The sequence below is a fragment of the Nesterenkonia natronophila genome (genome assembly GCF_003595215.1).
Lineage (GTDB): Bacteria > Actinomycetota > Actinomycetes > Actinomycetales > Micrococcaceae > Nesterenkonia > Nesterenkonia natronophila.
The window spans coordinates 25,017-46,724 of the sequence record NZ_QYZP01000003.1 but is presented as its reverse complement, the minus strand read 5'-3'; the positions used below and the strand labels follow the sequence as shown (position 1 = coordinate 46,724).

Annotated in this window: 22 protein-coding genes and 3 tRNA genes; 4 read left to right on the top strand and 21 right to left on the bottom strand. The window is 61.4% G+C overall.

Annotation, left to right across the window (positions count from 1 at the left end; translation table 11 throughout):
* Nucleotides 1–235 precede the first annotated feature (235 nt).
* On the top strand, nucleotides 236–943 hold the full coding sequence (locus D3250_RS09260) for an MgtC/SapB family protein (RefSeq protein WP_119903117.1): 708 nt from the start codon (nucleotides 236–238) through the stop codon (nucleotides 941–943).
* Nucleotides 944–955: 12 nt separating this feature from the next.
* On the opposite strand, the gene valS is transcribed toward D3250_RS09260, so the two are convergent.
* Nucleotides 956–3,589 (bottom strand): valine--tRNA ligase, encoded by a 2,634-nt coding sequence (gene valS / locus D3250_RS09255; RefSeq protein ID WP_119903116.1) that lies wholly within the window; start codon nucleotides 3,587–3,589, stop codon nucleotides 956–958.
* 94 nt (nucleotides 3,590–3,683) lie between these two features.
* Between valS and D3250_RS09250 the strand changes: the two genes are divergently transcribed.
* Nucleotides 3,684–4,445 (top strand): SDR family oxidoreductase, encoded by a 762-nt coding sequence (locus D3250_RS09250; protein WP_438830145.1) that lies wholly within the window; start codon nucleotides 3,684–3,686, stop codon nucleotides 4,443–4,445.
* Between the two features lie 25 nt (nucleotides 4,446–4,470).
* On the opposite strand, the gene D3250_RS09245 is transcribed toward D3250_RS09250, so the two are convergent.
* From D3250_RS09245 to D3250_RS09150, 20 genes are all read right to left on the bottom strand, one after another.
* The gene (locus tag D3250_RS09245) at nucleotides 4,471–5,070 is read right to left on the bottom strand and encodes a mycothiol-dependent nitroreductase Rv2466c family protein (protein ID WP_119903115.1); all 600 of its coding nucleotides are present in this window, start codon (nucleotides 5,068–5,070) and stop codon (nucleotides 4,471–4,473) included.
* 70 nt (nucleotides 5,071–5,140) lie between these two features.
* The gene (locus D3250_RS09240) at nucleotides 5,141–6,574 is read right to left on the bottom strand and encodes a mycothione reductase (protein ID WP_119903114.1); all 1,434 of its coding nucleotides are present in this window, start codon (nucleotides 6,572–6,574) and stop codon (nucleotides 5,141–5,143) included.
* A gap of 5 nt (nucleotides 6,575–6,579) precedes the next feature.
* Nucleotides 6,580–7,386 (bottom strand): ParA family protein, encoded by an 807-nt coding sequence (locus tag D3250_RS09235; protein WP_119903113.1) that lies wholly within the window; start codon nucleotides 7,384–7,386, stop codon nucleotides 6,580–6,582.
* A gap of 69 nt (nucleotides 7,387–7,455) precedes the next feature.
* A complete protein-coding gene (locus D3250_RS09230; RefSeq protein WP_119903112.1) occupies nucleotides 7,456–7,785 on the bottom strand; it encodes a putative quinol monooxygenase in 330 nt (109 codons plus the stop codon).
* Between the two features lie 61 nt (nucleotides 7,786–7,846).
* Nucleotides 7,847–8,464 carry a MerR family transcriptional regulator gene (locus tag D3250_RS09225; RefSeq protein WP_438830144.1) on the bottom strand — a complete coding sequence of 206 codons (618 nt, stop codon included), beginning with the start codon at nucleotides 8,462–8,464 and terminating at the stop codon, nucleotides 7,847–7,849.
* A gap of 107 nt (nucleotides 8,465–8,571) precedes the next feature.
* Nucleotides 8,572–9,129, bottom strand: a complete 558-nt coding sequence (locus D3250_RS09220) for a bifunctional nuclease family protein (protein ID WP_158583117.1) — start codon at nucleotides 9,127–9,129, stop codon at nucleotides 8,572–8,574.
* A 46-nt stretch (nucleotides 9,130–9,175) separates the two neighbouring features.
* Nucleotides 9,176–9,931 carry a transcriptional regulator FtsR gene (ftsR, locus tag D3250_RS09215; RefSeq protein ID WP_119903110.1) on the bottom strand — a complete coding sequence of 252 codons (756 nt, stop codon included), beginning with the start codon at nucleotides 9,929–9,931 and terminating at the stop codon, nucleotides 9,176–9,178.
* 98 nt (nucleotides 9,932–10,029) lie between these two features.
* Nucleotides 10,030–10,491, bottom strand: coding sequence for an FHA domain-containing protein (locus D3250_RS09210; protein ID WP_119903109.1), 462 nt, complete (start codon nucleotides 10,489–10,491; stop codon nucleotides 10,030–10,032).
* Nucleotides 10,492–10,582: 91 nt separating this feature from the next.
* A complete protein-coding gene (gene gcvH, locus D3250_RS09205; protein ID WP_119903108.1) occupies nucleotides 10,583–10,969 on the bottom strand; it encodes a glycine cleavage system protein GcvH in 387 nt (128 codons plus the stop codon).
* Between the two features lie 147 nt (nucleotides 10,970–11,116).
* Entirely contained in the window at nucleotides 11,117–12,376 is a 1,260-nt protein-coding gene (locus D3250_RS09200; protein WP_119903107.1) for an ABC transporter ATP-binding protein, read from the bottom strand.
* A gap of 32 nt (nucleotides 12,377–12,408) precedes the next feature.
* Nucleotides 12,409–13,260: a carbohydrate ABC transporter permease gene (locus tag D3250_RS09195; protein ID WP_119903106.1), complete on the bottom strand. Its 852-nt coding sequence runs from the start codon at nucleotides 13,258–13,260 to the stop codon at nucleotides 12,409–12,411.
* Nucleotides 13,260–14,228: a carbohydrate ABC transporter permease gene (locus D3250_RS09190; RefSeq protein ID WP_192892602.1), complete on the bottom strand. Its 969-nt coding sequence runs from the start codon at nucleotides 14,226–14,228 to the stop codon at nucleotides 13,260–13,262. Before D3250_RS09190 ends, D3250_RS09195 begins: the two co-directional genes overlap by 1 nt.
* 5 nt (nucleotides 14,229–14,233) lie before the next feature.
* A complete protein-coding gene (locus D3250_RS09185) occupies nucleotides 14,234–15,514 on the bottom strand; it encodes an extracellular solute-binding protein (RefSeq protein WP_192892595.1) in 1,281 nt (426 codons plus the stop codon).
* Nucleotides 15,515–15,657: 143 nt separating this feature from the next.
* On the bottom strand, nucleotides 15,658–16,950 hold the full coding sequence (gene clpX, locus D3250_RS09180) for an ATP-dependent Clp protease ATP-binding subunit ClpX (protein WP_119903103.1): 1,293 nt from the start codon (nucleotides 16,948–16,950) through the stop codon (nucleotides 15,658–15,660).
* 117 nt (nucleotides 16,951–17,067) lie between these two features.
* Nucleotides 17,068–17,679 carry an ATP-dependent Clp protease proteolytic subunit gene (locus tag D3250_RS09175; RefSeq protein WP_119903102.1) on the bottom strand — a complete coding sequence of 204 codons (612 nt, stop codon included), beginning with the start codon at nucleotides 17,677–17,679 and terminating at the stop codon, nucleotides 17,068–17,070.
* 47 nt (nucleotides 17,680–17,726) lie between these two features.
* Nucleotides 17,727–18,335 (bottom strand): ATP-dependent Clp protease proteolytic subunit, encoded by a 609-nt coding sequence (locus tag D3250_RS09170; RefSeq protein ID WP_119903101.1) that lies wholly within the window; start codon nucleotides 18,333–18,335, stop codon nucleotides 17,727–17,729.
* A gap of 172 nt (nucleotides 18,336–18,507) precedes the next feature.
* Complete coding sequence (tig, locus tag D3250_RS09165; protein WP_119903100.1) at nucleotides 18,508–19,905, bottom strand: trigger factor; 1,398 nt, start codon at nucleotides 19,903–19,905, stop codon at nucleotides 18,508–18,510.
* A 134-nt stretch (nucleotides 19,906–20,039) separates the two neighbouring features.
* A tRNA-Pro gene (locus D3250_RS09160) sits at nucleotides 20,040–20,113 on the bottom strand.
* 177 nt (nucleotides 20,114–20,290) lie between these two features.
* A tRNA-Lys gene (locus D3250_RS09155) sits at nucleotides 20,291–20,363 on the bottom strand.
* Nucleotides 20,364–20,474: 111 nt separating this feature from the next.
* A complete protein-coding gene (locus tag D3250_RS09150; protein ID WP_119903099.1) occupies nucleotides 20,475–21,017 on the bottom strand; it encodes a hypothetical protein in 543 nt (180 codons plus the stop codon).
* A 55-nt stretch (nucleotides 21,018–21,072) separates the two neighbouring features.
* On the opposite strand from D3250_RS09150, the gene bcp reads away from it, so the two are divergent.
* Both bcp and D3250_RS09140 read left to right on the top strand, forming a co-directional pair.
* Nucleotides 21,073–21,540 (top strand): thioredoxin-dependent thiol peroxidase, encoded by a 468-nt coding sequence (bcp, locus tag D3250_RS09145; protein WP_119903098.1) that lies wholly within the window; start codon nucleotides 21,073–21,075, stop codon nucleotides 21,538–21,540.
* An 85-nt stretch (nucleotides 21,541–21,625) separates the two neighbouring features.
* Nucleotides 21,626–21,707: transfer RNA gene (locus D3250_RS09140), tRNA-Leu, on the top strand.
* Nucleotide 21,708 lies beyond the last annotated feature (1 nt).

Here is a 21,708-nt window from a genome sequence, read left to right as displayed (position 1 = left end):
GCGGAGAAGATGACGAGGCATCCTCCGGTTCTTCCGGAAGCTCACCGGTGATGGCCGGGTCGAAGCTGCTTCATGGAATTCTACGCGAAACCACAGGACCAGCCCAATCACTCTCCGTGGCCGATAGTGCCTGCCCAGCCCTCCTCCGGCAGCCCTTTGACGGGCACAGTCGACCGCTGACGCAGAAGGGACGACCTCCAGGCTGGCTCAAGCCTGGGAGCCTACCGTGAGAGGAATGAACATTGACCTGATACCTGACACCCTTGGGACCGAGGCCGTTCTGCTGGCCTGCGCTTTCGTTCTCTCCGCTGTGGTGGGATTGGAGCGCGAACTGGGGCAGAAGTCAGCCGGGGCGCGCACTCATATTCTGGTGGGCCTCGGTTCTGCCCTTTTCACACTGGTTTCTGCCTACGGCTTTTCACACCTGCTGGGCGATGACGTCATCTTGGACCCCTCCCGCATCGCGGCCCAGATCGTCTCCGGCATCGGGTTTATCGGCGCCGGTGTGATCTTCGTGCGCCAGAACATCGTCTCCGGACTCACCACCGCCGGCTCCATCTGGGTCACCGCTGCAGTCGGCATGGCTTGCGGAGCGGGAATGCCACTGATCGCCGCACTCACAGTGGTGTTCTACCTGCTGGCGGTCACAATAGTCACCCGGCTGGCACGCCGAATACCCAAGCGCGGCCGCACCCACCGCTTCGAGGTCCGCTATCGGGATGGTCACGGCATTTTGCGTGATGTCCTCACCACCGCGTCCGGCCTTGGCTACGAGGTTGGCCTGAACCATACCCGGCGCAAGGAGACGGACGAAGGTGCTGTGGTGGACGCCCTGCTGAGCTTCTCCCGCTCACAGTACCTCTCCCCCGATCACCTGCACCGGCGGCTCAGCGAATTGGATGGGGTTCTGGAAGTACGCTCCGTGGAAGCCGAGAACGAGTGACGCGTCCCGAACTCAGGCAGTAGCCGCCTCAGCCAGCGCGAGCTCAGAGACCACAATCTCTTGGGGAGCGCCTTCTGTGCTCTCCAGCTCCAGCACCTGGGATTTGGTCGCCGCCTGCAGGTCCTGCAGCGCCGAGCGAACAGAGTCCATCTCCTGCTGCGGACCGGAGATCCGTGCCGAGAGGATTTCTGTGCGCTGTTTGACGTTGGCTTCTGCCTTCGCCCGACGCAGGCTGGTCAACCCGGCAGCGACCGCATCCAGCACAGCCGGCGAACCGGCCACAGCATCCAGCTCTGATGGCTCCGGCCAGCTGGCGGCGTGGACCGAACCGTGCCGCCACCAGCGCCACACCTCATCCGTGGCAAACGGCAGCACCGGGGCAAATAAACGCAGCAGCTTGTCCAGCGCCGTGGCAAGAGTGGCCCGCACGGAGGCCTGTGCCGGTTCTCCCTGCGCGCCGTACGCGCGGTCCTTGACCAACTCCACATAGTCATCGGTGAAGGACCAGAAGAAGCTTTCCGAGACGCTCAGCGCCCGGGCGTAGTCGTAGTTGTCGAAATGCTCGGTGGCCTGCTCAATCACACTCCGCAGCTTCGCCAGAAGCGCCTGGTCCAATGGCTCGGTGATGATTGTAGGGTCACTGCCGGGGGCGATGACGTGCTCCTCGGTCACACCCATTCCGAACGCGAATTTCGAGGCATTGAGCAGCTTGATAGCTAGTCGGCGACCGATCTTCATCTGGCTGATCTCGTAGGCGGTGTCCGCCCCGAGTTTGGCCGATGCGGCCCAGTACCGCACAGCATCCGCGCCGAACTGCTCCAAGGGCTCATTGGGAATGACCACATTGCCCTTGGACTTAGACATCTTCTTCCGGTCCGGGTCCAGGATCCAGCCGGATATGGCCGTGTTGGTCCACGGCACGGTGTCGTGCAGCGAGTTCGCGCGCACCACGCTGGAGAACAACCACGTGCGGATGATGTCATGCCCTTGGGGACGCAGGTCGAAGGGGAAGACTCGCTGAAACCGGTCGGAGTCGCGCTCCCATTGGCCAGCAATCTGAGGAGTCAGGGACGACGTCGCCCAGGTATCGAAGACATCCGGTTCGCCCATGAATCCGCCAGACTCGCCGCGCTGGGACTCCGCGAAGCCCGGTGCCGGCTCGGAAGCCGGGTCCACCGGAAGCTGGTCCTCTGCCGGCAGGATCGGGTGGTCGTAGTCCGGCTCAGCTGCGCTGTTGAGCGGGTACCACACAGGGATCGGCACGCCGAAGAACCGCTGGCGCGATATCAGCCAATCTCCGTTGAGGCCCTCCACCCAGTTTTCGTAGCGCGAGCGCATGAAACTTGGGTTCCAGGTGATCTTGCGTCCGCGTTCGACCAGCTGTTCGCGACGCTCAGCATCCCGTCCACCATTGCGGATGTACCACTGTCGCGACGTGACCACTTCTAGGGGCTTGTCACCCTTCTCGTAGAAATGGACCGCGTGAGTGATCTTCTCCGGCTCGGCGCGCATCAGCCCGCTTGTCTGCAGCAGGTCGATGACGGCTTCTTTGGCCGAGTGGACCGTCTTGCCCGCCAGCTGCTGATAGTGGTCTCGGCCCTGTGGGGTGGTGATCCACTGCGGGGTGTCCCCGGACAGGCGGCCGTCGCGCCCAATCACCGCGCGGGTGGGCAGGTTCAGCTCCCGCCACCACGTCACGTCAGTCATGTCGCCGAAAGTGCAGATCATAGCGATCCCGGAGCCCTTCTCCGGATCAGCCAACGGATGAGCCAGCACTGGCACCTCCACATCAAACAGCGGAGAGGTCACCGTGCTGCCGACGAGCTGCTGATAGCGCTCGTCCTCAGGGTGGGCAACCAGCGCCACGCAGGAGGGAAGCAGCTCGGGGCGAGTGGTGGCAATGATGACCTCTTTGCCGGCACTGTCTTTGAAGGGGTACCGGTAGTAGGCGCTGGGGCGCTCCTTGGCCTCCAGCTCCGCCTGAGCCACTGCGGTGCGGAAGGTGACGTCCCACAGGGTGGGAGCCTCAGCGGTGTATGCGTTGCCGGAGCGTACATCGCGCACGAACGCGCGCTGGGAGACTGTGCGGGAGTGATCGTCAATCGTGCGGTAGGTTTGGCGCCAGTCGACGGAGAGTCCCAGAGTGGTGAAAAGGTCTTCGAAGACCTTCTCATCCTTCACCGTCAGCGTCTCGCAAAGTTCGATGAAGTTGCGGCGAGAGATCATGTCCCAGTCGCGCTGGTTCTTGGCCGGCTTCTCCGGCGGCGCGTAGTGCGGGTCATAAGGTTTGGCGGGGTCGCAGCGCACCCCGTAGTAATTCTGAACGCGCCGTTCGGTGGGAAGGCCGTTGTCATCCCACCCCAGAGGGTAGAAGACCTCCTTGCCCCGCATGCGCTTATAGCGGGCCACTACATCAGTCTGGGTGTAGGAGAACATGTGGCCAACGTGCAGCGACCCCGATGCTGTCGGCGGCGGGGTGTCGATGGAGTACACCTCGTCGCGAGTAGCGTTGTCATCGAAGTGGAAGATCTGCTCCTGCGACCATGCCGCACTGAGCTTGCTCTCCAAACCTTCCAGAGCTGGTTTATCGGGGACTTCAGGGGTCTTGTATGCGGGCGCGTCCGTGCCCTTTATGTTTTCGGCCATGGACCCATTCTGCCACGCATGATCCGAGCATCGGCCCGTCTCACATGTCGGAAACGCCACCCGCCGGGACGCAGCCACTGACTAGGCTGTTCCCATGGACATGGAATCAACACCCCGCCGCGCCCTCGTCACTGGAGCCTCCTCCGGGATCGGGGCCGCCACTGCACTTCGCCTGACTTCTGAGGGATGGCAGGTCTTCGCGGTCGCTCGCCGGGTCGAGAAGCTGGAGCATCTTGCCGAGCAGGAGGGCATCATCCCGGTGGTCTGCGATGTCACCGACCCCAACCAGGTCGCCTCACTGTTAGAGACGGTCACCGAAGACGGCGGAATCGACACCCTGATCAACAATGCTGGCGGTGCATTGGGCGTTGATTCGGTTGCTGAGAGCCGGGCGGAGGACTGGCGGTGGATGTACGAGGTCAATGTGCTGGGTACGTTGCACGTTACGCAGGCTTTCCTGCCTATGCTGCGCGCTCACGGTGAAGGAACCGTCCTGAACCTGACCTCTACAGCCGGGGTTGTGGCCTATGAGGGCGGCGCAGGCTATAACGCAGCCAAATTCGGTCAGCATTCGCTCACCGGCGTCCTGCGTTTGGAAGAGGCTGAGCACAACATCAGAGTCATCGAGGTTCAGCCCGGTATGGTGCGCACTGATGAGTTCGCCGCCAAACGACTGAGGGGCGACGCTGCGGCTGCGGAGAAAGTCTACGCGGGGGTGAAAAAACCTCTGGTTGCCGAGGACATTGCCGAAGTGATCACCCACGCGGTGACTCTCCCGCACCATGTGAACCTTGACCAGATTGTCGTCAGGCCGGTCGCTCAGGCCGCTCAGCACAAAGTAATTCGCACCGACTGACGTCTCATGCGCCCAAGACGGCGAGCTAGCGGAGCTGAGGGCTTTCGGTGCGTGAGCGCTTGAGCTCGAAGAAGTAGGGGTACTCCGCCATTGCCACCGCACCGTCAAAGATTTTGCCTGCGTCCTCGCCGGTTGGCACACGTGTGATCACCGGACCGAAGAAGGCAGTTCCGGCGAAGGCGACGATCGGCGTACCGACGTCCTGTCCCACCTGCGAAATGCCCGATTCATGGGAGGTGCGCATGGCGTCGTCGTAGGTATTGGTCTTCGCCTCATCGACGAGGGACCCGTCCAGACCGATCTCTGCCAGGGCCCGTCGCGAGGCTGCCTCGAAGTCGCGGTGCCCATTGACGTGGATGTCGTATCCTATGGCGGAATAGAAGTCGCCGACCTTCTCCGGCGCGGTCTGCGCCACAGCAGTAGAGGTGCGGGCGGGGATCCAGCGTGCCAGAATGTCGTCGTCCTCGGTGGGGGCGGGATTCTTGTCCTCGTTCAGTACTCCCAGGCTCATGACATTCCACTTCACCTCAATGTCACGGACCTTCTCCACCTCGAGTATCCAGCGGGATGTCGCGTAGGCAAAGGGGCAGATGGGATCGAACCAGAAGTCGACGCGCTCGGCCATAATGGGGTCCTTTCAGTCAGCGTACGGTGGTTCCTCCCATGCCAACCCGCAGGTGCTCCCAGTCATTCCGCTACAGCGGTGCCTCCGGAGGAATCGGCACATCTAGACCCAGCAGAGCGTTCTCCGTGACCTCCATCAGGGCCGGGTGGATCCAGTACTGCCCGCGAGCCGCCGTGTAGGCGTCCTGCCCGAAACTCATGGCGTGGACGATGGGCTGAATAAGGTTTGAGGATTGGTATCCCATGGCGTGTGCGCCCAGGATCTGACCATCGCGGGCGTCTGCAATCACCTTCATAATGCCGTAGTCGTCTTCCATGGCCCACCCGTAGGCTGTGTCACCGTAGCGCTGAGTCTTGACAGTCAGATTCTCCGCACCGATCTGCTCCGCCGCTTGGTCCTCGGTGAGCCCCACATGGGCGATCTCCGGGTGGGAGAAGACGGCTGCGGGGATTGCCTCGTGCCGGGCCCGCCTCAGCTGCTGCGGGTGCTCCAGGTTGTGCGCAACGACCCGAGCTTCATGATTCGCGACATGTTTGAGCATGGGGGGCGAGGAGACGTCCCCTACGGCGTAGACACCTTCGACCGGCACCCCGTCCATCTGAACGCGCAGCTTCTCATCCACGGCGATCCGACCGTCCGGGTGGAGGTCCAGGCCCACCTCCGCAGCACCTAAGGTGTCGCTGTTTGGCACCCTGCCGATGGCCAGCAGCACGGCGTCGGCACGGACCTCCTCCGTCCTGCCGTCTGAAGTGACCAGCTGGGCGACCGCTTTCCCTTCGGCATCCTCAACCACGCCGGCCAGAGTCCTCTGGTAGTGGACCGTCCAGTTTGTTTGCGCCTGCGCGGAGTATGCGGCGGCGATCTCCGCATCTAACTGGTTCATGAGGCCGATGCTGCGGTTGACCTGGATGACCTCCGAGCCGAGCCCGGAGAAGATGCCCGCGAACTCGCAGGCGATATAACCTCCACCAATGATGAGGATCTTCTCGGGCAGCTCCTCCATCCGCATAACGGTGTCAGAGGTGTGGACCTGGGGCAGCTCAACCCCGGGGACTTCAGGAATCACCGGCCGCGAGCCTGCCGCGATGACCATCTGCTGTGCCGAGACTTCGACGCCGGAGGCGGTGCGAAATGATCGGGGGCCGGTTAGTCTGACCCGTTCCGACAGCAAGTCGACATGCTCCAGCAGCTCACGGTAGTCGCGTCCTGCTTCGGAGATCGCATCGATTCGACCAAAAATGCGGTCCCGGATGCCGGGCCAATCGGCACGTGCCTCGGAGAGTTTGACACCAAGACGTGAGGCCTCCTCGGGCACGCGTGCCAGTGCCGCGGGACGGACGTACATCTTGGTCGGGATACACCCGACGTTGAGGCATGTCCCACCGAAGGCTCCGGTGGACGGGATCCCTTGATCAGCCAGTACCACCCGCTTGTCATCCCAAAAGGGAGTGATGAGTGAGTTCCCGGAGCCTGAACCGATGATGGCGAGGTCATAAGGGGCCATAGGGCTCACGAGGTGCGGCTCTTGGCCGGAAGCAGCTGTTTGAGAATCTCATCGAAGCTCTTTGCCATGTCCCGCACTTGGTCACCGGGCCATTGGTGAACCGGGTACGCGGCTCCTTGGATCTGTTGCCAGTGCGGGTTCTCCTCCAGCACCGGAAGCAGGAGCTTATCTGAGTAGAGCCGCTCCATCTCCAGCAGGCGGTACTCATGCTCGGGGGAATCGGCTCGGGCGCGGTTCACGACGACCCCTGCCTGGGTCAGCTGGGGCGCAAACTCATTGGCGAACAAGCGGATGGCGCGCATGGTGCGTTCGGTGCCGGCGACGGAGAACAAGGAGGGTTCGGCGACGAGCAGCACTTGATGGGAGGCTGCCCAGGCAATCCTGGTCAGCCCGGAGAGCGAGGGCGGGCAGTCTACAAGCACCAAGTCGTACTCACTGACCCCGTCGAGCAGACTCTTCAGCCGCTTCATGTCCCGTGGGCGAATATCGGGGCGGTCGAAGGTGGCCGAGAGCGCCGAGCCGACGACGACGTCGAGCACAGCATCTTTCTGCTGCTCGGCGTCCATCAGGTCCACCCACCCGGAGCGGACGACATGGTCGGATACTTTGGCCTTGCGGGACTCTTTAAGCAGCTGACCTGCCTCGCGTCCGACACCCCGCGACACGTTTAGTCCTGTGGTGGCGTCTGCGTGCGGGTCGAGGTCAATGACGAGAGTCTTGACTCCGCGGTGGAGGGCCGCTGACGCCAAACCCATGGTGACCGAGGTCTTGCCGACCCCGCCTTTCAGACTGGACACACTGAGAATCTGCACGGTTCCATCCTAATGCTCAAGAGTGGGGCACAGGAGACCCTGTGCCACGGTTGGGAGACTGCTTGACGGTCAGGAGACTTTCATCTCGCCCATCTCGTCCCATCCCTCGGCGTCAATCGTGTGGGAGATGATGCGCGGGGTGGCGGCGAGGGCATTATGCATAGGGCCGTGGGGCGAGATCGCCGCCTGGAAGTGTGCGGAGGTGACGTGGGCCTCGGCGGCGTCGTCATCGAATCCCTCTACCAGCACGTACTCGTGGGGGTCGTCCAGGCTGCGAGACCACTCGAAAAACTTGTTGCCCGGCTCAGCTCTGGTGGCTTCAGTGAAGTCCCGGACGATCTCCGGCCAGTGCTCGGCGTGCGAGGGCTTCACGGGGAACTTTACGACTATCAGAATCACCGACGCAGACCTTCCCAGTAGTGATGACAGTGCAGTGAATTCAGCCTAACGGTCCTGAGGGTTAGGAAGCCTGCTGACGCTTGGCTCTTAATTGGGAGAGCTCGTCCACTGCGTGGCCCTGGGCGGCCGGGACCGATGCTTTGTCATCACCATCGGGGGTTTCGCTGCGCTCCCGAGGCAGTTCCGCAAGACTTCCTTCCACCTCGCGCCACACCCGACCCACTGCGATTCCAAATACTCCCTGTCCACCCTGGACCAGGTCAATGACCTCCTCGGTGGAAGTGCACTCGTAGACGCTGGCGCCGTCTGACATCAGGGTGATTTCTGCCAGGTCCTCAACTCCGCGCTCACGCAAGTGCTCAATAGCCGCACGAATCTGCTGCAGGGATACCCCGGTGTCCAACAGGCGCTTGACCACCTTCAGCACCAGAACGTCACGGAATGAGTAGAGCCGCGCCGAACCGGAGCCGGAGGCGTTGCGCAGGGAGGGCTCAACAAGTTTGGTCCGTGCCCAGTAGTCAAGTTGGCGGTAGGTGATGCCAGCGGCCGAGCACGCCACCGGTCCCCGGTACCCCATGTCCTCCTCCAGCGCAGGCAGACCGTCGTCGAACAGGGTGTCCTGAGCCGCGGGGCGGGAGTGGTGGCGGGTGCGCGGCAGTTCAGCGCGTTGGTCCTTCACTCAGGCACCTCTCTGGTGATGTGCGTCACGTAGAATCGGATGATTATGACCAGTCTATCCGCGCCACGTCGGGATGTGGGGACAGGAGCGCTCAGTCTCGGCGTGTCTCATGACCTGTCGAAGTCTTCGGGGTCAGCCTCTGAGAGGAATTTCTCAAACTCGCGGATCTCATCCTCTGAGATGGGGCCGCGATCAGCAAGCTGTTGGGCCTCAGAGCTTCCTCCCGGCTGAGGATCGTTCGACGAGGACTTGTAACGGGGAGTCACCGAGACCGCCTCCAGCGTGGTGCGGGCCATGGTGACTGGGCACTGGGCCCGCACAGCCACGGCGATGGCGTCGGAGGCGCGCGCGTCGACGGTATTGCCGCTGTTGAGCCTCACGTAACCGGCGTAAGTGCTCATATCCAGAAGTCTGATCTCAACACCTGCTATGCCGCGGCCGAAACTCTCCAGAACGCTGGTGAGCAGGTCGTGCGTCATAGGACGTGGTGGCACCTCCCCCTGCAGTGCCCTGGCCACGGCGGCAGCCTCGGCCGGACCGACCACCACAGCCACATGAAAGTTCTCGGTGCCGGGCTCGACACCGCGCAGTATGAGGACAGGCTGGTTGTTGGGCAGTTCCACCCGAACGCCCACCACCTCTAGCTCCACCTGCGGGTCATCCATAGTTCCAGTGTATGCCGGAAGGGCCGGCGGGTGGACCCTCAATTTCCTATCGGCGATCGATTCTTTCCACGGCAGCGTCCATGATGGAGGCGCGCAGCTCTTTGAGACACTGCAGCATCTCCTTAGAGGACTCAGCCACTCTGGCACGGGCAGCCGCATCCTTGCGGGCAGCCTGTGGTGCCATAGCGCGGCCGATCAGGTCCAGCTCAGTGTCTGCGGAGCGGCGCAGTGTCACCAGGTGTTTAGGCTCCAGGCCGTAGCGGGCGAGCACACGGACGGCCTTGACGGCTTTGAGGTCGTGATGGCTGTAGTTGCCTTGAGCATCCGCGGAGATGATGCGGAACTTCTCGAGAGTGTCCAGCATGCCTCGCGTGGCACCGGAGAGCGCCCGCAGTTCCTTTCGGCTCATCGGACGGCTGCGCCCAGTGATCTGGGCGGCCATCTCCCCCGTGACCTCTCGAGGGCCCACAGGCGCTGACTCTGGGAGCGCCTCCGGCTTTTCCCCGACATCAATGGCGTCCATCGTCTGTTTGATGACGTCCAGGGGCATGTAGCGGTCGCGCTGCAGGGCAAGGATGAAGCGCAGGCGCTCCACGTCTGATGCTGAGTACTTGCGGTAGCCGGATTGGGTCCTCGCCGGTTCCACCAGGTCTCGTTCCTCGAGGAACCTCAGTTTAGAGGCCGAAAGGTCCGGAAACTCGAGCTGCAGTTCGCGCAGCACTTCCGAGATGGTGAAGACATGGGTGTCTGCTGGCCCGGCCTTCGCAGCCGGTTTAGGCTGTCGAGCAGGTGTTGCACTCACGGGCGCATCCTCTTTCAGGTTCAGGGGAAGGAAAGAAGTCAGCCTCAGAATAACGTGGGTCGCACTGAAGATCGGTCATTTGGCACTCCCCGGAGGGTTCAGCTGCCTCCGGAGTAAAAAGTGAGGCGGAACTTGCCGACCTGAACTTCGTCACTAGTGGTGAGCTTATAGCGGTCTACACGGTCATGGTTGACGTAGGTGCCGTTGAGGCTGCCGAGATCCACGACTTCGAAACCAGCCTCACGCCGGAGGATCCTCACATGTCGCCGGGAGACCGTCACATCATCGAGAAAGATGTCTGCTTCCGGGTGGCGCCCGACAGTAATCTCATCCTTGTCCAGCAGAAAACGCGCGCCCTGGTTCGCTCCAGTGTGTGCAATCAGCAGAGCCGAACTCTTCGGCAGCGCGCTGATAGCCGCGATGTCCTGCTCAGAGAGGTTGGCCTCCAGCGGGCCTGACTGGGCCGGCGGCAAAGCGACGGAGGTCGTCTCCGAAGCGCTTTCCGGGAGGGGCTGCTGCTCGTCGTGCTGCTCAGTCACCGGGCCCTCCTTTCTGTGCATGGGGCGGTGCGGTTGCACCCTTGAATGCCAACGGTACTCCCGTAGGGCCAGGACCGAAGTGAGGATAACAACTATATAACAGTATGCGGGTTCAGCCCACCTGCTGCGTATAGTCCTCTGCGCTGAGCAGGTTGTCGGTCTCGGAACCCGCTGCGAGTTTGACTTCGAAGAGCCAACCAGCGCCGTAGGGATCGGAATTGATGGCCTGCGGCTCCTCATCAAGAGCCTCATTCACGGCAGTGATCTCACCAGCTACCGGGGCATAGATGTCAGACACCGACTTAGTCGACTCCACCTCACCCACAACGTCTCCGGCTGCGACAGTGCTACCCACTTCCGGATGTTCCACATACACCACTTCACCCAGCGCATCCTGCGCGAAATCCGTGATGCCGATGCGGACCACGCCGTCAGCTTCAGCTGCGGCGATCCACTCGTGCTCGGCGCTGTATTTCAGGTCTCCGGGAATGTTGCTCATTGCGGGACTCCTTCACATGAGGGGAGAAACGGGTGCCGAGGCCAACTTAGCACCCCATTGAAGGCTGCGCGCCCCCGGTTCGGCTCAATGCACTTTCACAGACGGCGGGTAGAACCGCATCTGTGCGGCGGTGGGGCTACGCAGTCACTAGGCTCCGGCGGCGGACCTTTCCCGCTCACGCTTACGATCCTCCGCAGCTAGGCGGGTAAGCTCTGCGCCGGCCTCTTCGTCGCGGGTGAGGTTCTCCCCCGTGGCGGGGTCGAACAGATGGATTCGTCGGGTGTCGACCCACAGATCCGTGGAATCTCCTCCGCGGACCCGCGACATGGCCTCCAGAGCTACCACCAGCTGGGTGCGCAGGTCGTCGGCGTCCATATCGTGTGCCAGGTCCTGCAGCGTATCGACGACCCTTGGGTCGTTTTCGTAGCTGATGTACCCGTACTGCTCGTTGCCCAGCCACTCCACGTGGGTCAATTCCGCTGTAAACACAGATCCGCGACCGCGCTTGCTCTCATCCACTGTGGAAGCCTCCGCGAAGAACTCTGGACGGATGCCGGCCAGCACGATGTCTCTGCCTTTACCTGCGGCCGCAATATGTTCGGGCAGCTCGATCTGTCCCAACGGGGTGTTCAGGCTCATTGATCCGGTGGAACTGGTCTCGACCGTACCGGGAAGGAAGTTCATGGAAGGCGCGCCGATGAAGCCCGCCACGAAGAGGTTGGCTGGCTGCTCATAGAGTTCTCTAGGCGAAGCGATCTGCTGAAGAAGTCCTTTCTTAAGCACCGCGACACGGTCGCCGAGCGTCATCGCCTCGGTCTGATCGTGAGTGACGTACACGCTGGTGGTGTTGAGCGTGCGCTGCAGCTGCGAAATTTCGGCTCGCATCTGACCGCGAAGCTTGGCGTCTAGGTTACTCAGCGGTTCGTCGAAGAGGAAAGCATTGGCCTCGCGAACGATGGCTCGACCCATCGCAACGCGTTGACGCTGACCACCGGAGAGGTTCGCGGGCTTGCGGTCCAGATGCTCTGTGAGCTCCAACATTCCGGCCGCCTTCTGGACCTTCTCCTCCACATCGGCTTCGCTGAACTGTCCTTTCGCCAACCGCATGGGAAAGGCGATGTTCTCATAGACCGTCAGATGCGGGTAGAGCGCATAGTTCTGAAAAACCATCGCCAGGTTCCGTTCGCGCGGAGGCTTCTCATTGACTCGCTCACCGTCGATGAGCATGTCCCCTGCGGTGATGTCCTCCAACCCCACGATCATACGCAGCAGGGTGGACTTTCCACAGCCTGAGGGGCCCACAAGGATGACGAACTCCCCGTCCTCTATATCTATGGAGATGTCGTTGACCGCTGGGAAGCCGTCGTCGTACTCCTTGACGATATTCTTCATCGTGATCGATGCCATGAGTGGTTTCCTTTCCTTGGCCGTTGACAGCCCTAGCCCTTGACCGCGCCCTGGGTCAGGCCGGAGACGATACGCCGCTGGAACAGCAGCACGAGTATGACGACGGGGATGGTCACCACGATCGCCGCGGCCGAGATTGCGCCGGTGGGTTCCTCGAACTGGCTCGCGCCTTGGAAGAACGCCAGCGCAGCCGGCACTGGCCGCGCAGCCTCGGTAGAGGTCAGCGATATTCCGTACACGAAGTCGTTCCAGGCGATGAAGAAGGCGAGGATAGCAGTGGTGAACACACCTGGTGCTGCCAGTGGGATGATCGCCTTGCGGAAGGCTTGCCACTGGGTGGCTCCGTCCACTTGAGCTGCCTGCTCCAGCTCCCAGGGAATTTGTCGGAAGAATGCCGAGAGGGTCCAGATGGAGATCGGGAGGGTCAGTGACAGGTAGGGGATGATGAGACCCAACCAAGTGTCGTAGAGCCCGATGGTGCGCCACAGGTTGAACAGTGGGGTCACTACCGAGATGACTGGGAAGATGGACACCGCTAGGGCTGCCCCGAGGATGACGCGTTTGCCTGGGAAATTCAGCCGGGCTATGGCGTAAGCACACAGGGTCGCCAGCACCACTGCGATGAACGTGGCGATCAGGGTGATGCCGATGCTGTTGCGCAATGAGGTCAGGAACAGTTCCTGGGCACTGCCTACGAAAATCATCTCGTAGTGCGTGAAGGTCCAGTTGGCGGGCCAGAAGGTCGGGTTCCCCAGATCGGCCTGTGTCTTGAAACTGTTGGCGAAGATGGCAGTCACCGGAAAGAGAGCGTAGACCAGGACCAAGACTGAAACCACTGCCCATCCAAGCTTCTGCCGGCCGGTGAGGCCCTTTGACCCGGCCATCACTTCCCCCCTTCTTTCTTGCCGGATGTGTCAGTCCCACTGGCGAGATCCACTCGGAATCCCTTCACAGCCAACACGCACATCAGCAGCACACAGATGAACAGGACCACAGAGACCGCGGAGCCGAGTCCTATCTCGAGGCGGGAGATCGACTGGCGGTAGGCCAGCAGGGCCAGCACTTCTGTATTGGCATCACCAGCAGTCATGATGAAGACGTTGTCGAAGATGCGGAAGGCGTCCAGCGCGCGGAACAGCACGGCGACCATAATCGCGGCCTTCATATTAGGAATGATGACACGGGTGAACTGCTGAACTTTGGTGGCACCGTCGACCCGGGCTGCCTCGACCAGCTCGTCGGGGACTTGGGCGAGACCGGCCAGCAGCAGCAGGGCGATGAACGGGGTGGTCTTCCAGATCTCCGATGCCATAATGACGGTCACCGCAGTGCCGAAGTTGGAGAACCAATCGAGGTCGGCATCAATGCCAGGGACCCAGCTGAACCAACTGTTGACGAAGCCGGAGTTGATGTCGAACATGTAGAACCAGGCGAACGCGGAAACTACCGTGATGATGCCGTAGGGCACCAGGATCGCGGTTCGGAGAATGCCGCGCAGAGACTTCAGCGCCCGGTGCATCACCAGCGCCAGGGCGAACCCCAGCACCAGCTCCACGGCAACCGTCACGACAGTGATCAGTAGGGTGACCCCGAAGATCCGCCAAAACACTCCGTCAGTGAACAGCAGCAGGTAGTTGTCCAGGAAGACGAACGAGCGCTCATCCGGGGCGGTGAGGCGGAAGGAGAAGAGCGAGTCGAAGGTGGCCTGAGCTATCGGGTAAGCGGTGACCGCCATCATCACGAAGAACGCCGGACCTGCCAGGAGCCAGCCAAGCCTGATCTCCGCTTTGGTGCGGTCGGATTTGCGCGGTTTCTTGGACGAACGCCCTTGGTCCTTGGTGCTTCTTGGGATGGCGGTCACAGCAGTCGCTCCCCTCGCAGGACTTCCACAATGTAGGTGTCAGTCAGTGCCGGTGTGGTGTCCTCATCGACACCCGAGAGCGGAGTGAACTGGCCCTGAATGGACTCGGATATTTCGTTGTAGTAGGGGGTCTGCGGGCGGGGCGCCGCGCTGTCGAGTGCGTCACGGATCACATCGGCCATTGGGAACTCCTCCTCCACTCGAGAGTCGTCGAAAGCTGATTCCGCGGAGGGAGGGTTGCCGTTTGTCACAAAATACTCGGCCTGATTGTCTGGTGTGACAATGCATTCAATCGCCTCGTAGGCCAACTCCGGATGCTCCGATTCGGCCCCGACGCCGAGGTTGATGCCTCCCAGCGGAGGCGCGGCTGGAGTGTCGGCGTCCACACGAGGGTAGAGCGCCCATCCGATGTCGTCGGGGATATCAGCGTCAATGTTGCCTTCTTCTGCTGCGGCATTGATGGCAGCCCAGACGAAGGGCCAGTTGACCATGAAGGAGCCGTCGTCACGCTGGAACAGCAGCATGGACTGGTTCTCATCCATGGATGCGACGCCGGGTCCCCCGAGGCCTTCCTCACCAATGCGGGAGATGATTCTTGCGGCGTTCGCCCCGGCTTCAGAATCGAGGTTGGTTTCCAGTTCCTCAGCTGTGGCTGAGGGGTCGACGAGGATGGATTCATCCTGAGACTCCACGAGGGCGTTGACCCAAACCGTCATGGATTCCTCACGGACGCCTTGGATCCCTAGGTATTTCTCTTCCTCGGCAGCCACATCAATAATCTGTTCCCAGGTCACCGGCTCGTCCATATCAAGTCCGGCCTCCTCAACCACTGATTCGCGATACCAGAGGATCTGCGTGTTAGCCCAGAACGGCACCGTCACCAGCTCGTCCTCCCACATGGCACCTGCCAGTGCCCCCTCCAGCGTGTCCTCAGTCGTGCGCTCAGCCACATCATCGGGCACCGGAGCGAGGAAACCTGGTGTGGCGAGCTCTGGGATGAAGGGTGGATCGATGCTCATGATGTCCAGGGAGGAATCACCCGCGGCGAGTCTGCGGGCGAGCTGCTCGCGTTGGGCGGGAGCGTCCATGGGCAAGAGGGACGTTTGAATTTGGTAGGCCCCGTCGGCCTCTTCCGTGCACTGTTGGGCCAACGCCTCTTGGCCGCCGTCGTCGGGGTTGATGTACCAGGTGAGTGTGGGGACTTCGTCCTCACCTCCGCACCCTGACAAGAGCAGAACTGCTGCGGCCGCAGCCGCCCCTGCTGATCGTGCTTTCACCAGTACCACACCCCCTGTTTGGGTGACACGCGTCACGTCCCTTGGAGTGAACAGTAGTACCAGTTGCAGATAAACGGAAGTACATTTCTATTACACTTCCGAAACAGTGGCTCAGGAATTGCTGTGAACTCCCAGAGGAAAGGCTATGCGGATTTCTTGCGCAGTTTCTTGGCCTCGTCGCGTGTTGTCAATAGGGGCTCGGCGCCCTCTCGTACGACTGCTCCGGTGATGGTGACGGCAGCGATGTCATCCCGACCGGGCAGGTCGAACATCATCGGGTTGAGTACATTCTCCAGAATCGAGCGCAGACCACGAGCGCCGGTGCCCCGCAGCTGAGCGAGCTCGACGACGGCTTTGATGGCGTCATCGTCGAATTCCAGTTCCACATCGTCGATGGCGAACATCTTCTGGTACTGCTTCAGCAGCGCGTTTCTGGGTTTGCTGAGTATGTCCCGCAGCGCCGCCTCATCGAGTTCCTCCACAGTGGCTACCACCGGCAGGCGGCCGATGAACTCAGGAATCAGCCCGAACTTGTGCAGGTCCTCCGGTTCCACATCCGCATAACTGGCCTCACCAGGCATGATGGTGGACAGTGGTGCCCCAAATCCGATTCCCTTCCGGCCGGCGCGTGACTCGATGATGTCCTCCAGCCCAGCAAATGCACCCGCGACGATGAACAGAACATTTGAGGTGTCGATTTGTATGAACTCCTGCTGCGGGTGCTTACGCCCTCCCTGTGGTGCCACCGACGCGGTGGTGCCCTCTAGGATCTTCAGCAGCGCCTGCTGCACGCCCTCCCCGGAGACGTCACGGGTGATCGAGGGATTCTCCGACTTGCGGGAGATCTTGTCAATCTCATCAATGTAGACGATGCCCTGTTCGGCTTTCTTGACGTCCCCGTCGGCGGCCTGAATCAGCTTGAGCAGAATATTCTCGACGTCCTCGCCCACATATCCCGCCTCAGTGAGGCTGGTGGCATCGGCAACGATGAACGGCACCTGCAGCTTCCTGGCCAGGGACTGTGCCAAGTAGGTCTTGCCTGATCCGGTAGGGCCCACCATGAGGATGTTGGACTTGCCGATCTCCACCTCATCGAACGGCCCCTTTTCTAAGGACGCTGTCTTCGAGGCCGATCCGGTGGCCTGGATGCGTTTGTAATGGTTGTGCACGGCCACGGCCAGCGATCGTTTGGCCTTGTCCTGGCCAACCACGTACTCGTCGAGGAAGTCCTTGATCTCTTTGGGAGTCGGCAACTCCACCTCAGAGGTCTCCTGCACCTCATTCAGGTACTCATCAATGATCTCGTTGCACAGCTCGATGCACTCGTCACAGATGTAGACTCCAGGGCCCGCGATCAGCTTGTACCGCACCTGCTTCTGGGACTTGCCGCAGAAAGAGCACTTCAACAAGTCCGAGCTCTCACCTATTCGGGCCATGTGTGGGCAAACCTCTCACCGTACAGTTCATTGTGGGACTCCCTCAAGGGTACTTCAGAACACGGACCTGCCCCGAAACCGCCACGAGACCGCAGGGCCCTGCCGCTCTGGAGACGCTCAGACGGGGAGCTTGCGCGAACTCAGCACTTCGTCCACGAGACCGTATTCCTTGGCGCCCTCAGCGGAAAGGAACTTGTCGCGATCAATGTCTTCCTTGATCTGCTCCGGGGTCTTATTCGTGTGCTGGGCCAGGACGTCTTCCATCCACGTCCTGATGCGGCGAATCTCGTCAGCCTGAATGGCGAGGTCTGTGGCCGTGCCCCTGGCTCCGCCCATGGCCGGCTGGTGAATCAGCACGCGCGCGTTGGGCAGCGCCAACCGCTTGCCGGGAGTTCCGGCTGCCAGCAGCACAGCTGCCGCTGAGGCGGCCTGCCCGAGGCAGACCGTCTGCACATGAGGCCTAATGAACTGCATGGTGTCGTAGATGGCTGTCATGGCGGTGAATGAGCCACCCGGGGAGTTGATGTACAGCGTGATGTCCCGCTCTGAGTCCATCGACTCCAAGACCAGGAGCTGGGCCATAATGTCGTCGGCGCTGGCGTCGTCCACCTGGGCGCCCAAGAAGACGATCCGGTCCTCAAAGAGCTTGGCGTACGGGTCTTGACGCTTGAAACCGTAGGGGGTCCGCTCCTCGAACGAGGGAAGAATGTAGCGTGCTTCAAAATTCATATCAAAGTCTCCTGTGAAGTCCTGGTGTTCCGCCGCGTCGTTGCTGCTCAGACTCCCCCGCCGCCGGAGACGGTCGAGGAGCGCTGGGCAATCTTGTCGAAGAACCCGTACTCCAGGCCCTGTTCTGAGGTGAACCACTTGTCGCGAGCATTGTCATTGAGAATCGTCTCCACCGTCTGCCCGGTCTGTTCAGCGGTCAGCTCGGCCATGACCTGCTTCATGTGCTTGATCAATTCCGCCTGGATGCGCACGTCGGACTCCGTGCCACCGATGCCTCCGGAGGGCTGATGCATCAGGATTCGGGCGTTAGGGGTCGCAAAGCGTTTGCCCGGTGTTCCAGAGGAGAGCAGGAACTGGCCCATGGAAGCGGCCAATCCGGTAGCAACGGTCACCACATCGTTAGGGATGAACTGCATCGTGTCATAGATGGCCATCCCAGCGGTGACTGATCCGCCTGGGGAGTTGATATAGAGGTAGATGTCCCGCTCAGGGTCCTCGGCCGAGAGGAGCAGCATTTGGGAACACAAGGTGTTGGCGTTGTCATCGCGCACCTCCGACCCCAGCCAGATGATCCGCTCCTTCAGGAGCCGGTTATAGATGTAGTTCTCCTGCGATGCCGGATCCACGCTCGAGGCGGTGGGCAGCTGCTCAGACATCAAGTTCCTCCATACGTCTATGACTGGTTCGGCTACGACATTACTGGAGAGCGGCGACGACGCCACCGCTCCCGCTCCACTGTTCGCCAATGGCTCACCACCGGTCCCGGCGGCAGACATGCAAAGCGCCCCGGTCCAGCTGTGGGACGGGGCGCTTTGCACAAGTGCGAGCCTACTTGGACTCGGTGTCATCCTCAGCGGTCTCTGCTGACTCAGCCTCGGCCGGGTCGGCGGAGCCGGTCTCCTCCGCCGCTGCCTCCTCAGCCTCTTGTTCTTCGGCGGGGGTGACGAACTCCGTGAGATCCACCGTCTCTCCGGCGGAATCGGTGACTTTGGCCAGTTCCAGAACCTTGGCCAGGGCTTTGCGACGGCGGACCTCGCCCATGATCATCGGCACCTGGCCAGCCTGGTCCAGCATCTGAGCGAACTGGTTGGGCTCCATGCCGTACTGCTGGGCCGTGGCCACGATGTACTCAATGATCTCGCCCTGCTCCACACCGATCTCTTCCTTTTCCGCAATAAGATCGAGGACGATCTCGTTGCGGAAGGCCTCTTCGGTCTGTTCGCGGATCTCTGAGCGGTGGTCGTCGGTGTCGTGTGAGTCGCCTTCACTGTGACCCTGGGAGCTGAAGTGCTGGCTGATCTGCTCCTCGATCACAGACTCCGGAACCGGGACCTCGACCAGGCTCATCAGCTTCTCGAGGACTTTGTCTCGAGCTTCGACGCCCTGCTTCTCCAGGACTGTCGAAGCCGCCTTGCTGCGCAGATCGTCTTTGAGCTCGTCGATAGTGTCGAACTCGGAGGCCATCTGGGCGAAGTCATCGTCGGCTTCTGGAAGTTCGCGCTCCTTCACCGCAGTAAGTGTCACCTTCGCGGTGGCCTCTTCACCGGAGTGCTCGCCACCTGCCAGGGTGGTGTTGAAGGTGGCGTCTTCGCCAGCGGACAGACCTTCGAGCGCCTCGTCGAGCCCCTCCAGCATGGTGCCGGCACCCACCTGATAGCTCAGGCCGGTGGCGTTGTCGACTTCCTCATCACCGATCGTGGCGGTGAGGTCGATCGTGACGAAGTCATCAGTAGTGGCGGGGCGTTCCACGTCCTTGAGTGTTCCGAAGCGTGAGCGGAGGGCGTCGAGCTCCTCCTGGACCGCCTCGTCATCAGCCTCGACCGCTTCAACCTCTACCTCGAGGCCCGAGTAGTCAGGCAACTCCACGCTGGGTTTGACGTCGAGCTCCCCGGAAAACTTCAGCGTTCCTTCGTTGGTCTCGACATCCGGGATCTCCTCCACCTCAACCTCAGGCCGAGAGAGCGGGGTGATCTCCGCTTCGGCCAGGCCCTGCTGGTAGAACTCCTGGAGTCCATCGTTGATGGCCTGCTGGATCACAGCTTCGCGGCCGAAACGCTGGTCGATGATGGGGGCAGGAACCTTGCCCTTGCGGAAGCCTGGAATCTGAACCTGATTGGCGATGCTCTTGTAAGCCGCTTTAATCTTGGGCTCGAGCTCCTCGCCGGACACCTCTACGGTGAGCTTGACTCGAGTCGGGTTCAGTTCTTCGACGGTGCTCTTGACCACGTATGGGCTCCTGTTGCTGCGATTGCAAAACTTGACGTTGTACGAAGGCCAGAGCTGCCTGTCGGAATACAACAGGTGCCTGACGCTTTAGGCCGGAACTCCCGGCCGCTGCGCGCGACCGGCTCCAGACACTGTCGGGATGACAGGATTTGAACCTGCGACCTCTCGCTCCCAAAGCGAGCGCTCTACCAAACTGAACTACATCCCGTGACGACCATGCACTCCCGGGCAGTTGACTTCTGCGCCGGCACACGGACCGGACAACAGTACCGTGTCTTTGCCCTTAGTCGCGAATCCACGCCAGATCGGCGGGACTCAGCCCTTCAAACAGAAAAGCCGCCGATCGTCAGGACCAGCGGCTTTCCTCTTTGTGCTCCTTGTTCCGTGGGCCCCGCGGGACTTGAACCCGCAACCTGCAGATTAAGAGTCTGATGCTCTGCCAGTTGAGCTAGAGGCCCTGACTCAGCAGAACAAAGACACAAAGAAAGTCGCCCAGCCGGTGGGCAACGACACACTACATTAGCACCACTGGCAGGTTCGCGCTAATCATACTCGCGGTGATCTTGGTCTCAGGCGCTCTTACGTTCGACGACGTCCATGAAGTGGTCGAGGAACGTGTAGAAGTCCTCCACATCGAGGTCCTGATGCAGCGGCACGCCTGGAATCTGACTGAAGGTGACGAAGACCTGGATGTCCAACTTGACCCGACGTCCTGTGGAGAGGGCGATTTCCACCGTAGTGTCCTCGGAGGCCATTCCCGCCAGATTGGTGAGGTTCACCAGCACTGGCACGCGCGGCGAGATTGCCCCATCCGCATCGGCCAGGGGCAACAAAGCGGCCGGGTCGATGGGGCACAGGACCAGTTCAGCAGGCTCCCGCCGGTACCCGACCAGCAGGTGCCTGGCCGACTCCACGGCCTCCTGAGCGGAGAGTTCCGCGGAGGGGCCCCCGGATTTGGCCACCAGGAGCTCCGGATGTTCCTCCCTGCCGAAGATGTTCTCTGCGTAGATCAGATTGTAAGAACCGTAATTCATCACAGAGGCGTCAAAGACGGCGCGCAGCGCTGCTACCAGCTGCTCCTCCCGAGGATTGCGCTCTGTGCGAATTACCATGCCGGTAGTCTACGGGGGAGCACAAAAATGCCCCCCAAAATGAGGAGAAGACCCCATGGCTGACCGCCTCTCCCCCGGTGACCCGGCGCCCGCATTCACCCTGACCTCAAGCGATGGCAGCACCGTGTCCCTGAATGACTTCCCCGGACAGCACGTGGTGGTCTACTTCTACCCGAAGGCTGCTACACCCGGCTGCACGACCCAAGCATGCGACTTCAGGGACTCGCTGTCGGCGTTGAACGCAGCCGGATACCAGGTGCTCGGAATCTCTCCGGATCCGGTGTCGGCACTGAAGAAGTTTGGTGAAAAGGAGCAGCTGAGCTTTCCGCTGCTGTCCGATGAGGACCATGCGGTTGCCGAGGCATATGGCGCCTGGGGTGAGAAGAAGAACTACGGCAAGGTCTATGAGGGCCTCATCCGGTCAACGGTGGTAGTCGATGCCGAAGGCACAGTGAAGCTTGCCCAGTACAACGTCAAGGCGACCGGTCATGTGGCCCGCCTGCGCAAGGAGCTCGGGGCCTAATCAGGCCCTCTGGTCGCACTCTGCAACCGGGGCGGTACACTAGTGTGCTGCTGCGGCGTGCGCTGAGCGCGCCGACCAGCACCTCGCGCGAGTGGCGGAATTGGTAGACGCGCTGGATTTAGGTTCCAGTGTCTTACGACGTGGGGGTTCAAGTCCCCCCTCGCGCAC

Excerpts from the sequence above, each read along its gene's own strand:
- D3250_RS09245 (WP_119903115.1), bottom strand. The coding sequence starts at position 5,070 with ATGGCCGAGCGCGTCGACTTCTGGTTCGATCCCATCTGCCCCTTTGCC.
- D3250_RS09200 (WP_119903107.1), bottom strand. The coding sequence starts at position 12,376 with ATGGCATCGATCACGATGAAGAATATCGTCAAGGAGTACGACGACGGC.
- D3250_RS09175 (WP_119903102.1), bottom strand. The coding sequence starts at position 17,679 with ATGAATTTTGAAGCACGCTACATTCTTCCCTCGTTCGAGGAGCGGACC.
- bcp (WP_119903098.1), top strand. The coding sequence starts at position 21,073 with ATGGCTGACCGCCTCTCCCCCGGTGACCCGGCGCCCGCATTCACCCTG.
- D3250_RS09250 (WP_438830145.1), top strand. The coding sequence starts at position 3,684 with ATGGACATGGAATCAACACCCCGCCGCGCCCTCGTCACTGGAGCCTCC.
- D3250_RS09210 (WP_119903109.1), bottom strand. The coding sequence starts at position 10,491 with ATGCACAGAAAGGAGGGCCCGGTGACTGAGCAGCACGACGAGCAGCAG.
- D3250_RS09240 (WP_119903114.1), bottom strand. The coding sequence starts at position 6,574 with ATGGCCCCTTATGACCTCGCCATCATCGGTTCAGGCTCCGGGAACTCA.
- D3250_RS09195 (WP_119903106.1), bottom strand. The coding sequence starts at position 13,260 with ATGGCCGGGTCAAAGGGCCTCACCGGCCGGCAGAAGCTTGGATGGGCA.
- D3250_RS09220 (WP_158583117.1), bottom strand. The coding sequence starts at position 9,129 with ATGGATGACCCGCAGGTGGAGCTAGAGGTGGTGGGCGTTCGGGTGGAA.
- clpX (WP_119903103.1), bottom strand. The coding sequence starts at position 16,950 with ATGGCCCGAATAGGTGAGAGCTCGGACTTGTTGAAGTGCTCTTTCTGC.
- gcvH (WP_119903108.1), bottom strand. The coding sequence starts at position 10,969 with ATGAGCAACATTCCCGGAGACCTGAAATACAGCGCCGAGCACGAGTGG.
- D3250_RS09150 (WP_119903099.1), bottom strand. The coding sequence starts at position 21,017 with ATGGTAATTCGCACAGAGCGCAATCCTCGGGAGGAGCAGCTGGTAGCA.
- D3250_RS09170 (WP_119903101.1), bottom strand. The coding sequence starts at position 18,335 with ATGTCTGAGCAGCTGCCCACCGCCTCGAGCGTGGATCCGGCATCGCAG.
- D3250_RS09260 (WP_119903117.1), top strand. The coding sequence starts at position 236 with ATGAACATTGACCTGATACCTGACACCCTTGGGACCGAGGCCGTTCTG.
- valS (WP_119903116.1), bottom strand. The coding sequence starts at position 3,589 with ATGGCCGAAAACATAAAGGGCACGGACGCGCCCGCATACAAGACCCCT.